This is a genomic window from Nonomuraea sp. NPDC049637 (genome assembly GCF_040675235.1).
Classification (GTDB): domain Bacteria; phylum Actinomycetota; class Actinomycetes; order Streptosporangiales; family Streptosporangiaceae; genus Nonomuraea.
In genome coordinates this window covers 31,781-44,565 of record NZ_JBFAOM010000014.1, presented here as the reverse complement: position 1 = coordinate 44,565, position 12,785 = coordinate 31,781, and the positions used below count along the sequence as shown (strand labels likewise).

Here is a 12,785-nt window from a genome sequence, read left to right as displayed (position 1 = left end):
TCGCTCCGACATCCGTTGGGGGGTGTGTGGGGAGTGGGATGGGAGACTTCTGGGGAAACTATTAGGAAAGTTTCCTTTAAGTTGTGAATCGACGGTAGCCGCTGCCTGGGGGAGCGTCAATACGTATTGGTCAGGTGTCCGTAACCGTGCCGGTCAGACCCCGGACACGCCCGTTCACGAGGGGATAACGGTTCCGGAACGGGGGCTGACGGCGGGGTGAGCCGTGGCTCAGCATTGGAGCGTGGCAGGAATCTCCGCCTGGCGGCGGACGCCCACGCGACGCGGACCCTACGTGGCCCGCGCGGTCGCGGAGTTACGGTCCTGGCCGTCGCTGAACGTCAGCGGCACCGGTCAGCAGGTCGCCTTCGCCGTACACGGAACCGAGATCCTGCGCCTGGCCGGCCGGGACGAGATCCACGTACGGCTCACCGCCCCCGCCATCGGCCGCCTGGAGCCGTATCTGGGGGCGTGCGACCAGGTCCACGCCTGCCGCGACGGCGCCTGGGTCGCCGTGCAGGTCGACGCCGAGCCCGATCTGGAATTGTTGCTGGCGCTCACGAGCGTGGCGATAAAGGCGCACGTGGCGTGAACCGATTCGGCGCGTAGCGTTTCTCGCACGCAGCGTCGAAATTATTGCCGCCATTTGCCGGGGAATTACTCGCCGGGTAGCTTGGTTGTACCCAGCCGAACGGGGAGTCGTCCCAGGTAGGGATGGCATTGCCTGGGAATTACCCAAGCGGGACCCGTGTTGTACAGAATCGATGCGGACATCTCCGCATCCGGGCGTCGCACATATACCTTCAGGCCCTTTCCGGGGCCCGGGAAGACGATGCGTCAGCCCTTTGCCTGACCAAGAGACCGCTGAATCCGCCTGTGCGCGGAACCGGGGACCCATGTGTCCAATGGGGTGAATCGGCACCGTGGTGCCGTAGGGCAGCTTCCCGCCCGAACCCGTCAGCTAACCCGGCAAGCGGCACGGAAGCTCAAGGAGTAACACCCTCATGGCCAAGCACCGTCTTCACCGTGCCTACAAGCTCGACCTCGCCAAGATCGCTCTCGGCGCGACCGCCGTCGCCGGCGTGCTCGGCACGCACGCGGCAGTGAACGCCGACGCCACCCACGCCACCGCCCACACCGCAACCCAGACCGCCAAGGTCGCCGGCGTGGCCGCCCAGCCGCGCGTCGCGCAGAACAGCGCCGCCGACGAGAGCGCCAAGGGCAAGGTCAACGTCACCGCCGCCCAGGTGCTGGCCACGGCCCGCGCTCAGGTCGGCACCTCCGAGGACGCCAACGGCGGCGGCACCAAATTCCAGAAGTGGTACGCCGACTCCCAGCGCGCCGCCGAGACCGCCGCGCGTGACGGCGGCAACCGCGCCATGTACCTGAACGCCCCCTGGTGCTCGATGTTCGTCTCCTGGGTCGGCGAGCAGACCGGCGCCCGCCCGCAGGTCGGCTGGGACGCCTACACCGTGACCCACGCCAAGTGGTTCGCCGCCAACGACCGCTGGGGCACCGAGGCCAAGCCGGGCGCCGTCGTCTTCTTCTCCTGGAGCGGCAGCAAGAGCCTGAACGACATCCAGCACGTCGGCTTCGTCGTCAAGGACAACGGCGACGGCACGATCTCCACGATCGAGGGCAACACCGGAAACGGCAAGGTCGAGCAGCGCGTCCGGCCGACCTCGCAGGTCGTCGGCTACGGCTACCCGTCCTACGCCGCCTGATCCTGCTCTGCCGAAGAGCGCACTCCCCGCGGGGAGTGCGCTCTTTCGCGTCTCAGGGCCGCCGGTGCCGGTGGACCAGAACCGCCGCGGCCTGTCCGGCCGAGCGGGCCGCGCCCGGCTCCCCGGAGATCATCGCGGTCACCGTGGCGCCGTCGATCAGGGTGAGCAACTGCTCGGCGAGCAGGGCGGGGTCCCCGGCTCCCGCCTCCTCGGCGAGCGAGCGCAGGTAGGCGCGCAGGCGCTCCTTGTGCTCGCGCACCGCCGTGCGGACGGCGGCCGAACCGGCGCCCAGCTCGGCGAAGGCGTTGGCGAACCCGCAGCCGCGGAAGTCGTCCTCGGTGAACCAGCGTTCCAGCCACGCGAAGACCGCCGGGATGCGGTCGCCGGCACCCGCCACGTACGCGGTGAGCGAGGCCATCCAGCGTTCGTCGCGCCGCCGCAGATAGGCCACGACCAGCGCCTCCTTCGACGGGAAACACTGGTAAAGGCGTTTCAGCGAGACGCCGGAGGCGGCCCGGATCTCGTCCATGCCGACCGCCTGCACGCCGCGGCGGTAGAAGAGGTCGCCCGCGGCGTCCAGCAACCGCTGCTCGTGATCCATGACACCCCTCCAGGTGCTTGCCGCGGAGAACGCTCGTTCTCTACGCTATCGCACAAGCCGGGAGAACGACCGTTCTCTCGATCGGAGAGGACAGCCCATGACCCGCCCGCCCGTCCCGCCGTTCACCGAGGAGACCGCCCGGATCAAGGTCCAGGCCGCCGAGGACGCCTGGAACACCCGCGACCCCGACCGCGTCGCGCTCGCGTACACCGAGGACTCCGTGTGGCGCAACCGCGGCGAGTTCGTCACCGGCCGCGCCGCGATCGCGGAGTTCCTGCGCCGCAAGTGGGCCCGCGAGCTGGACTACGCCCTGCGCAAGGAGCTGTGGGCGGTCACCGGCGACCGCATCGCCGTCCGCTTCCAGTACGAGTCCCGCGACGCCGCCGGCCAGTGGTGGCGCAGCTACGGCAACGAGCAGTGGGAGTTCGACGCGTCGGGGCTGATGCGCCGCCGCGAGGCCAGCATCAACGACGTCGCCATCACCGAGGAGGAACGCCGCATCTTCGGCACGCGCCCGCTGTCCGAGCACGGCGTGGACGTCCTCGGCATCCGCCACGCCGAGATCGCCGGGGTAAGGTCGGAAGGCCGATCGTAGGAGGTCTGACATGGCGGTCTTGCTGCTGGGCACCCTCGACACCAAGGGGGAGGAGTACGCCCTCGTCCGCGATTCGATCATGCGGGCCGGCCAGGGCGTCGTCCTCATGGACACCGGCGTCATGGGCGCCCCGGCGCTGGCCGCCGACGTCCCCGCCGAGGCCGTGGCGCGCGCCGCGGGCACCGATCTCGACCGGCTCAGGAGCGCCGGCGACCGCGGCGCCGCGCTCGCCGCGATGGCGGCCGGGGCCACCGCGCTGGCCACGGACCTGCACGCCCGCGGCGAGCTGAGCGGCGTGCTCGCGCTCGGCGGCAGCGGCGGCTCCTCCATCGCCGCCGCCGTCATGCGGGCGCTGCCCGTCGGCCTGCCCAAATTGCTCGTCTCGACCATGGTCAGCGGCGACGTCTCGGCCTACGTCGGGGAGACCGACGTGACGCTCATGTACAGCGTCGTCGACGTCGCGGGCGTCAACTCCGTCTCCCGCCGCATCCTGACCAACGCCGCCGCCGCGATCAGCGCGATGGCCGCCTCCTACGACGCCGGCGCCGAGCCGTCCGGGGAGGACAAACCGCTGGTCGCGGCCACGATGTTCGGCGTCACCACGCCCGCCGTCGACGCCGCGCGGGCCCGGCTGGAGTCCCTGGGCTACGAGGTGCTGGTCTTCCACGCCACCGGCTCGGGCGGCCGGGCCATGGAGGCGCTGGCGGCCGGCCGCCACTTCGCCGGGGTCCTCGACCTGACCACCACCGAGCTGGCCGACGAGCTCGTCGGCGGCGTGTTGTCGGCGGGCCCCGACCGCCTGACCGCCGCCGGGCGGGCCGGCATCCCGCAGGTCGTCAGCCTGGGCGCCGTCGACATGGTGAACTTCGGCCCGATGGAGACCGTGCCGGAACGGTTCAGGTCCCGGCAGCTCCTCGTGCACAACCCGACGGTGACGCTCATGCGCACCACCCCGGCCGAGAACGCCGAGATCGGGCGGGCGATCGGCGAGCGGCTGGCCCGCGCGTCCGGGCCGGTCACGCTGTTCGTGCCGCGCGGCGGCGTCTCGGCCGTCGACGTCGAGGGCGGCCCGTTCCACGACCCGGCGGCCGACGCGGCCTGCTTCGACGCCGTGCTCGCGGCCGTCGCGGGCAGCGCCGTCGAGGTCGTCGAGAGCGACCAGGACATCAACAACGCGCAGTTCGCCGTGGCCGCCGCCGACCGGCTGCACCGGCTGATCGAGAAGGGGGCTTGATGCGTCGCGACGAGGCACTACGGAGGTTGCGCGCCGAGCGGGAGGCCGGCCGGCTGATCATCGGCGGCGGCGCGGGCACCGGGCTGTCGGCCAAGTCCGCCGAGGCGGGCGGGGTCGATCTGCTCATCATCTACAACTCCGGGCGGTTCCGGATGGCCGGCCGCGGCTCGCTCGCCGGCCTCATGCCGTACGGCGACGCCAACGCGATCGTCGTGGAGATGGCCGGGGAGGTCCTGCCGGTCGTCAAGGACACGCCGGTGCTGGCCGGGGTGTGCGGCACCGACCCGTTCCGGCTGCTGCCGCGCTTCCTCGACGAGCTGAAGGACATGGGCTTCACCGGCGTCCAGAACTTCCCGACGGTCGGCCTGATCGACGGTGTCTTCCGGGCGAACCTGGAGGAGACCGGCATGGGCTTCGACCTGGAGGTGGAGATGATCAGGCTGGCCGCCGAGCGCGACCTGCTCACCGCCCCCTACGTGTTCACCCCCGAGCAGGCCACGGCCATGGCGCGGGCGGGCGCCGACATCCTCGTCCCGCACATGGGCCTGACCACCAAGGGCAGCATCGGCGCCGTCACCGCGATCGGCCTCGACGAGGCGGCCGTGCGCATCCAGGAGATGCGTGACGCCGCCGTCGCCGTCAACCCCGACGTCATCGTGCTGTGTCACGGCGGTCCCATCGCCGAGCCCGACGACGTGCGCCACATCCAGCAGCGCACGGTCGGCGTCGCCGGGTTCTTCGGCGCGTCCTCGATGGAACGCCTGCCCGCCGAGCGGGCCATCGCCGAACAGGTCCGCGCCTTCAAGCAGCTCTGACCGGGAGGAACCCGCCATGCACCGACCACCGGACGCCCTGCCCACGATGATCTTCGACTGGGGGGCCATCAAATGGCACGTGACGCCCGACGCCGTGCCGGGCGCGTCCTCCACGTTCGGCGAGGTCGTCATCAACCCGAACAAGGGCCACGAACGCCACCTGCACCCCGACTCCGACGAGGTCCTCTACGTCATCGAGGGCGAGGGGCGGCAGACCGTCGGCGACGACCCGGAGTTCCCGGTCAGGGCCGGTGAGGCGATCTACATCCCGAAGGGCACGCTGCACTCCACCTTCAACACCGGGTGGCGGCCGCTGCGGATCATCGCGACGTACACGCCGGGCGGGGCCGAGCTGGCGCTGCGCGAGCTGCCCGGTTTCGTGGAGCTCGGCCCCGGCGACCACCCGACCTGGGCGGCCGTCACCTCCTGAGCGGCGGGGCGCCGTGCGCGGGGGTACGAGCCCGCGCACGGCCTCCGGCGTGCTCGACCTCCGTGCGAATGATCGTTCACGTCCGGTCTGTCGGTGGCCTCCGGTAGATTTCCGGGTCTGTTGATCAAGCCCATCGGAGTTGGCTGTCGGCGCGAGCATGCCGTCAGACTGGAGGTCGAGACCTTGGACGCGGACGAAACCGCGTGGGAGCAGCGCAGCGTCGTGCGGGTGGTGCCGCCGGTCCAGCCGCGCAAGCTGGCGAAGGTGCCCTTCGTCGAGCTGGCTGACGGCAGGTTGCAGGGGGTCGTGTCGAGCGGGTCCGACATCGAGCGGGTCTACGTCTCCTCGATCACCGCCGGCACCCACGACCTGAGCTGCAGCACCAACAACAACCGCCCGTGCGGCGCGCTGCACGGCTACGCGTGCAAGCACATCCGCCTGCTGGCCGACGAGGCCGTGCTCCAGTACGGCCTCGACCGGGTGGCCCGCTACCTGCGCGTCGAGGTGCCCGAGGGCGGCCACCTGATGAGCGTGCTGAACGGCACCCCTCAGCGCACCCCGGCGGCCGTGGTGTTCAGCCGGTTCCTGCGCCACCTGGCCTACCTGGAGGTGCCCGACAGCACCGAGCCGCTGGCCGAGCTCCACTGGTTCCCGGCGACGGGGCCCGAGACGGGAAGGGTGGGCTGATGCTCGACGTACAGCTCGGGGAGCTGGCCGGCGACGGGCCGGCCGGGGTCGAGGAGGCGCACGCGCTCGCCACGGGGTTCGACGGCGCGCTCGGGCACGGGTTCGCCAGGGTCGCCGAGGAGCCCGCCGCGGCGCTGGCCGCGCTGGCCGGCGCGCTCGCGGGCTCCCCGCTCGGCGACCGGCTGGGCGAGGCGGTGGAGAAGGTGACCGCGGGGTCGGTCGCCGACGAGCACCTGGCCGCGCTGGCCGGCGGGCGGGCCGCGCTGTTCGGCGCGGTGCACGACGCCCTGCTCGCCCGCTTCGACCAGGCTCTGGGCCGCAGCCGCGCGCCCTGGCCGCCGGCCGCCGCCACGGCCGCCACCACGGACGCAGCCACGGCTGCCGCCACGGACGCCGCCACGGACGCCGCCACGGACGCCGCCACGGACGCCACAACAGGGGCGGCGTCCGTCGGCGGCGGGCCGGGCGCCGGGGCGGCGTCCGGCGGTGTGCCGGAGAACCTGCTGGCCGGGTGCCGGGTCTGGTTGCGGGAGCTGGCGATCACCGGCTGGCGGGGCGTCGACGACGACCTCGTCTCCGGCGCCGACCAGGCGATCGAGGCGCTGCTCGGGGTGCCCGAGCTGCGCGGGCTCGCGGTGCTGCTCGACGGGCTGACGACCGAGCTGCGGGCCTCGTCCCCGGTGGCGACCATGGACCGGCTGCCGCTCAGGCGGTGGGCCGACCTGTGGACGCGCGGGCTGCTGCTCGCCCAGTCCGGGCCGTGGCACGGCGTGCCCGAGCCGGTGTCGGGGCGGCTGCTGATCCTCGGCGCCGACGTGCACGAGCACGCCACGGTCGTCCGGGTGCAGGTGCACGGCGTGCTGGAGGAGGCCGGCGGGCAGGCCCGGCTGGTGCGCACGAGCGTCGCGGCGGCCAAGGTCGACACCATCGTGGGGCCGTCGGTGTGGCGGCTGTTCGGCGGGCGGCCCGTGCTCATGGGCGCGCTGGCCGGCCACCTGTCCGTGGAGATCGACGGCATGCCGCTGCTGCCCGGCGGCGACCTGCTGTGGCACGACGACCGCGCCCGCACCGGCGCCGAGGCCGACCCGTTCACCACCGCCCGGGTGCGGCTCGCGGGCGCGCTGGCCCCGGCCACGCCGCCGCTCGACCGCCACCCCGTGCGCATCGCCGAGCCGGTGCTGGTCGAGGGGTACACGGTCGACGGGCACACCCTCGACCTGGGCGGCAACAAGCTCGCCCTCGACCTCGACCGGCTCCCGGCGAGCTGCCCGCTCACTCCGGAGCTGGTGGCCGCGTCCTCGGCGTGCGTCGGGCTGGTGCGCCGCGACGGCGGCAGGTGGCTGCTGCAGCCGCTCGCCGTCCAGGCCACGGTCAAGAAGAAGCCGGTCACCGTGCACAACGGCGACTGGGCGAACGGCCCGACCGACCCCAAGGTCGTCAAGGCCGAGGCCAAGGCCGGCGACGTGGTCGCCGTGCTGCGCGAACGGGCAGGACGGCTGCTGCGGAAATGACCGACTCGACCACGAGCGCCGACGAGACCCGGCGCCAAGTGCTGTACTGGCGGCTCATGTCGCGGCTGTTCTCGGCCGACGAGCAGCCCGCGCTGGAGACCGCCAGCATGGGCATCGTCGGCGACCTGGAGCTGCCGCCCGCGCTGCTCGACCCCGGCGTCTCGGTGGACACGCTGGTCCAGCGCTTCCCCGAGCTGGGCGCCGAGCTCCAGGACCTGATGGCCGACAAGGAGCACGAGGAGGGCGGCGAGGTGCGCCGCGCCGCGCTGGTCTCCAAGCTGCTGCTCAACGTGTTCTCCACCGGCACGGGCGACGTCACGGCGGGCGACCTGGCCCGCTGGAAGCAGGACGCCGCCTGGTTCGAGAAGGGCATGGGCTGCGAGACCGGCGGCCTGCGGAACGGGCCGGGCAACGAAGAGCTGGCCGCCGTCCTCGCCATGATCGAGGGCGACCTGGTCAAGCGCATGCGGCTGCGCGAGGTGCTGGCCGACCCGGCTCTGGCCAGGCAGCTCACGCCCAGCATGTCGCTCATCGAGCAGCTGCTGCGCGACAAGTCGAACCTGTCCGGCGTCGCCCTGGCCAACGCCAAGGCGCTCATCCGCAGGTTCGTCGACGAGGTCGCCGAGGTGCTGCGCACGCAGGTGGAGAAGACCAGCGTGGGCGTGATCGACCGGTCGGTGCCGCCGAAGCGGGTCTTCCGCAACCTCGACATCGAGCGCACGATCTGGAAGAACCTCACCAACTGGAGCCCTGAGGACCAGCGGCTCTACGTCGACCGGCTCTACTACCGGCAGACGGCCCGCCGCACCACGCCGGCCCGGCTCATCGTGGTCGTCGACCAGTCGGGCTCGATGGTCGACGCGATGGTCAACTGCACCATCCTGGCCTCGATCTTCGCCGGCCTGCCCAAGGTCGACGTGCACCTCATCGCCTACGACACCCGCGCCCTCGACCTGACGCCGTGGGTGCACGACCCGTTCGAGGTGCTGCTGCGCACGACGCTCGGCGGCGGCACCGACGGCACGGCCGCGATGGCCCTGGCCAGGCCGAAGATCGCCGATCCGCGCAACACCGTGATGGTGTGGATCTCCGACTTCTACGACAACCGCTCGTTGATCAACGACTTCGGGTCGATCCACCGCTCGGGGGTCAAGTTCATCCCCGTCGGCTCGGTCAACAGCTCCGGCAGCCAGAGCGTCGACCCGTGGTACCGCCAGAAACTCAAGGACCTGGGCACCCCCGTGCTCTCCGGCCATGTCCGCAAGCTCGTCTTCGAGCTCAAGAACTTCCTCACCTAGGAGAACCCCCGACCATGAGTGACATGCTGCGCGCCCCCGCAGAGGTGAAGTACGCCGACGAGCTCGACTGGCTGGAGTCGGTCGACGACGGCCCCAAGCCGTTCTCGTGGCGGCTCAGCCCGCGCATGATCCGCATCTTCATCCTCGGCTCCGAGCGCTCCGACGGGCTCGACCGCGAGATCCCGCAGAAGTGGTTCGGTGACCGCAGCTTCGTCGAGCGCAGCATCGTGACGCTGGCCTCCGACCGCGGCCTGCTGCTGATCGGCGACCCCGGCACGGGCAAGAGCTGGCTGGCCGAGCTGCTGGCCGCGGCGATCTGCCGCAACTCCACGCTGGTCGTGCAGGGCACCGCGGGCACCACCGAGGACCACATCAAATACTCGTGGAACGTCTCGATGGTCATCGCCAAGGGCCAGTCGCGCGAGTCGATGATCCCCTCGCCGATCATGAACGCCATGGAGCAGGGCGTGATCGGCCGCTTCGAGGAGCTGACCCGCTCGACCAGCGACGTCCAGGACGCGCTGATCTCCATCCTGTCGGAGAAGTACGTCTCCATCCCCGAGCTCGACGACGACAACATCGTCTTCGCCCAGCCCGGCTTCTCGATCATCGCCACCGCCAACAGCCGCGACCGGGGCGTCAACGACCTGTCGTCCGCGCTCAAGCGCCGCTTCAACTTCGTCCGCATCCCGGTGGTGACGAACAAGAAGAGCGAGGCGGAGATCGTCCGGTTCCGTACCGAGGAGCTGCTGCGCCGGCACCAGATCGAGCTCGACCTGCCGCCCACGCTGCTGGACATCCTGCTGCAGAGCTTCGCCGACCTGCGGGCCGCGGCCGCCTCGGCGACCAGCGACGACGAGAAGCTGGAGTCCGCGCTGTCCACGGCCGAGCAGATCGGCGTGCTGGAGGACGCCATCCTGCACAGCCACTTCTTCGGCGACCGCACACTGCGCCCCGAGACGCTGGCCGGCTCCCTGGTCGGCTCGCTGGCCCGGCGCAGCCCGGAAGACCTGGCCATCCTCAACAAGTACTGGCACGGCGTGGTCGAGCCGCGCAGCAAGAAGGACGGCGGCCCGTGGCAGGACTTCCTCGAGGGCGGCCGCCAGGCCATCTCCACCCTGTCATGAGCCTCTTCCAACCGCTGAAGGATCAGCTCAGCGAGGCCGCCTCGGCCTTCGCGGGCGACGGCGCGGTGTCGTCCATCCTCACCGGCATGGTCGAGGACGTCGACCGGGCGCTGCGCGAGGAGCTGGAGATCTTCCCGGTCTGCCACCATTCGCCGGCCTCGGCGCTGGCCATGGTGCGCCGCCTGCGGGAGAAGCAGCCCAAGGTCATCTACCTGGAGCTCTGCGAAGACCTGGCGCCGCTGCTGACCGAGCTGCGCAACTGCCGGCTCCCGGTGGCGCTGCAGGCGTTCGCCACCGACCTCGACGGCTTCCCCAAGGGTTCGGGGCCGCTGAGCGTGGTGGCCCCGATCACCGAGGCGTCGGCCGAGTACCAGGCCATCTCGTACGCGCTGGAGACGCCGGGCGTCGAGCTGGTGCTGGTCGACCGCTCGGCCGACCACGTCTTCCAGTGGCTGCCGCGCGAACGGCAGGAGCCGGCGAAACCGGGGGAGGAGGCCGGCCTGCACGGCGACGCCGTCGGCGTGGAGATCGGCGACCTGCGCCCCCGCTTCGCCGAGCTGGAGGAGCACCTGCTCCACCACGGCAAGGTCCGCCACTGGTCGGAGTGGTGGGACCAGTACGTCGAGCAGCCGCTCTCCGGCGCCGACTACGACACCTACCGCCAGGTCATGGTCCTCATCGGCAGCCTGTTCCGCCGGTTGCGCCCCGACGACGACCGGCTGGCCGGCGACGAGGAGCGCGAGCGCTACATGTGGACCAGGATGCGCGAGCACCTGTCCGCCTCGGGCGCCGACCCGGCCGACTGCCTCTACGTCTGCGGCGCCTTCCACGCCGCCAGCCGCGTCGAGCAGTTCGGCCTGGCCGCCACGGCCCCGTACGAGATCGGCCTCCGCACCGCGACCCGCTGGCTGTACGGGCTGATCCCCTCCAGCCACTCGGCCATCGAGGCGCAGTTCGGGCTGGCCTCGGGGTCGGTGTCGATCGCCGCCGCCACCTGGGCCAAGGCGGTGACGCGGAGCAAGCTGACCCCGTTCCAGCTGGCCGGGCAGAAGGGGGCCAGGAAACGGCCGGTCAAGCTGCCCGCGCCCGCCGCGCCGGCGCAGGTCGCCGACCGGCTGACCGGCTTCCTGTCCAGGCCGCCCACGCTCGACGCGCTCGACGAGGCCGAGCTGCTGGGCTGGAGCGTCGACATCGTCCGGCTGGCCCGGCGCAACGGCTACCTCGCCAGCACCGCCGACGCCATCGCGGTGTTCGAGACGTCGATCCTGCTGGCCGGCATGCGCAACCGGGCCAGGCCCACGCCGTACGACTTCCAGGACGCGGCGGTCACCTGCATCGAGAAGGACGTCGTGCCGGGCCGGCGCGACGTGCGGCGGCTGTGCGAGATCCTGCTCGGCGGCGACCGCATCGGCTCGGTCGGCTACGACGCGCTGCCGCCGCTGGCCCAGAACGTCTACGACCGGCTGCGGCCGCTCGGCGTCGACTTCGACAAGCGCACGATCCAGCGGGCGCTGCTCGACCTGCACTCCGACCCGGAGCTGCGGCCCTGCTCCGACCTGCTGTGGATGCTGCGCTTCGTGCTGCCCGCCGACGCGGCCCGGCCGATCATGGGCGAGCGCAAGCTCGGCGAGCGGTCCATCCAGGAGAGCTGGGACCTCGCGCTCGGCCGCAACCAGCGGGCCATCATCGAGCTCGGCTACGAGGGCGTCACCATCGAGCAGGTGGTCGAGCAGCGGCTGCGCCGCGCGGTGTGGGAGCCCGACGCCACCGCCGCCGTGGCCCTGGCCGCCGTCGAGGACGCCATCCTCTACCTGGGCGGCGGGCGCGTCGCCGACGAGCTGGGCGCGCGGGCGGTGGAGCTGCTGGCCGGCGAGCGCGGCGTCGACGACGCCCCCGACGTGCTGCGCCGCATCCGCCGCCTGCTGGCCTACTACCGCACCGCCGAACCCACGCTGCCGGCGTGGTGCGAGGCGTTCGTGACCGAGGGGTACGCCCACTACTGCACCCTGCTCCCGACCGCGTTCGTCGAGGACGACACCGGGGTGCGGCAGGTGTCGGCGATGCTCGGGTTCCTGTTCACGATGGAGGGGCTGGCGCTGGCGCTCGGGTGCGACCGGGCGCAGCTGGAGATCGCGGTGCGGCAGTCGCATCCGGAGGCGCCGGCCAAGGTGGCGCTGCTGTGGGCGGCCCAGCACCTGCTGGGGCTGCTGCCGCTGGCCGAGCTGCGGTCGCGGTGCGACGAACTGCTCGGCAACCCGCTGGTCATCCCGTCGTTCCCGCAGTACATCACCGGGTTCGTGCAGGCGATGGAGCCGGCTCCGGCGCTGTCCGGGTTCGTGGTGGAGGTGATCTCCAAGGCGTTCGGACGGCTGCCCGACCAGGTGCTGCTGCCGTGGCTGCCCAAGCTGATCACGACGCTGCGCGACCAGGCGGGCGAGTTGATGCCGGTCCTCGTCCGGGAGGCCGGGCGCACGTTCCCCGGCAGCCTGACGGCGGTCGACGCCTGGACACCCCCGTGGGCCCGGACGGCGGCGGCCACACCGAAGGCGGCCCCCGCGGTCGTGTCCGGGCCGGTCGCCGAGCTGCTGGCGGGGCATCAGGCGGCATGCGACGCGGTGGCGGGGCTGCTGGGCTGCGAGGGCGGCTGGCGACAGGCCGCATCCGCCGCCGGGCCCGGGAACCGCGCGGTCGAGACCCTCCTCACCGCCCACCCCGCCACAACCACCGCCCTGGCAACCCTCCTCACCTGACGGCCCCGCCCCGACC

At 72.0% G+C, this 12,785-nt stretch carries 12 protein-coding genes and 1 riboswitch; of the genes, 11 read left to right on the top strand and 1 reads right to left on the bottom strand.

Going from position 1 to position 12,785, the window contains the following annotated elements; genetic code table 11:
- Positions 1-241 precede the first annotated feature (241 nt).
- Entirely contained in the window at positions 242-589 is a 348-nt protein-coding gene (locus tag AB0J71_RS20795) for a luciferase family protein (protein ID WP_352327888.1), read from the top strand.
- Positions 590-849: 260 nt separating this feature from the next.
- A riboswitch (cyclic di-AMP (ydaO/yuaA leader) is annotated at positions 850-987 on the top strand.
- Positions 988-1,001: 14 nt separating this feature from the next.
- The gene (locus tag AB0J71_RS20790; RefSeq protein ID WP_364391201.1) at positions 1,002-1,721 is read left to right on the top strand and encodes a CHAP domain-containing protein; all 720 of its coding nucleotides are present in this window, start codon (positions 1,002-1,004) and stop codon (positions 1,719-1,721) included.
- Positions 1,722-1,773: 52 nt separating this feature from the next.
- Here the strand turns inward: AB0J71_RS20790 and AB0J71_RS20785 are convergent, their stop codons facing one another.
- Positions 1,774-2,322, bottom strand: a complete 549-nt coding sequence (locus AB0J71_RS20785; RefSeq protein ID WP_352331481.1) for a TetR/AcrR family transcriptional regulator — start codon at positions 2,320-2,322, stop codon at positions 1,774-1,776.
- 97 nt (positions 2,323-2,419) lie between these two features.
- Between AB0J71_RS20785 and AB0J71_RS20780 the strand changes: the two genes are divergently transcribed.
- The 9 genes from AB0J71_RS20780 to AB0J71_RS20740 all read left to right on the top strand — a co-directional run bounded on the left by AB0J71_RS20780 (position 2,420) and on the right by AB0J71_RS20740 (position 12,769).
- Positions 2,420-2,917 (top strand): nuclear transport factor 2 family protein, encoded by a 498-nt coding sequence (locus AB0J71_RS20780; RefSeq protein ID WP_352331479.1) that lies wholly within the window; start codon positions 2,420-2,422, stop codon positions 2,915-2,917.
- A 10-nt stretch (positions 2,918-2,927) separates the two neighbouring features.
- Complete coding sequence (locus tag AB0J71_RS20775; protein ID WP_364391205.1) at positions 2,928-4,151, top strand: Tm-1-like ATP-binding domain-containing protein; 1,224 nt, start codon at positions 2,928-2,930, stop codon at positions 4,149-4,151.
- Positions 4,151-4,966, top strand: a complete 816-nt coding sequence (locus AB0J71_RS20770) for a phosphoenolpyruvate hydrolase family protein (RefSeq protein ID WP_352330832.1) — start codon at positions 4,151-4,153, stop codon at positions 4,964-4,966. The genes AB0J71_RS20775 and AB0J71_RS20770 overlap by 1 nt, the downstream gene beginning before the upstream one ends.
- 16 nt (positions 4,967-4,982) lie before the next feature.
- A complete protein-coding gene (locus AB0J71_RS20765) occupies positions 4,983-5,396 on the top strand; it encodes a cupin domain-containing protein (protein ID WP_352330834.1) in 414 nt (137 codons plus the stop codon).
- A gap of 183 nt (positions 5,397-5,579) precedes the next feature.
- Positions 5,580-6,083, top strand: a complete 504-nt coding sequence (locus AB0J71_RS20760) for a hypothetical protein (RefSeq protein ID WP_352330836.1) — start codon at positions 5,580-5,582, stop codon at positions 6,081-6,083.
- Positions 6,083-7,594: a hypothetical protein gene (locus tag AB0J71_RS20755; RefSeq protein ID WP_364415541.1), complete on the top strand. Its 1,512-nt coding sequence runs from the start codon at positions 6,083-6,085 to the stop codon at positions 7,592-7,594. The genes AB0J71_RS20760 and AB0J71_RS20755 overlap by 1 nt, the downstream gene beginning before the upstream one ends.
- Complete coding sequence (locus AB0J71_RS20750; protein WP_364415539.1) at positions 7,591-8,892, top strand: VWA domain-containing protein; 1,302 nt, start codon at positions 7,591-7,593, stop codon at positions 8,890-8,892. The genes AB0J71_RS20755 and AB0J71_RS20750 overlap by 4 nt, the downstream gene beginning before the upstream one ends.
- A 14-nt stretch (positions 8,893-8,906) precedes the next feature.
- The gene (locus tag AB0J71_RS20745; RefSeq protein WP_352329618.1) at positions 8,907-10,019 is read left to right on the top strand and encodes an AAA family ATPase; all 1,113 of its coding nucleotides are present in this window, start codon (positions 8,907-8,909) and stop codon (positions 10,017-10,019) included.
- Positions 10,016-12,769: a DUF5682 family protein gene (locus tag AB0J71_RS20740; RefSeq protein WP_364415537.1), complete on the top strand. Its 2,754-nt coding sequence runs from the start codon at positions 10,016-10,018 to the stop codon at positions 12,767-12,769. The genes AB0J71_RS20745 and AB0J71_RS20740 overlap by 4 nt, the downstream gene beginning before the upstream one ends.
- Positions 12,770-12,785: the final 16 nt, after the last annotated feature.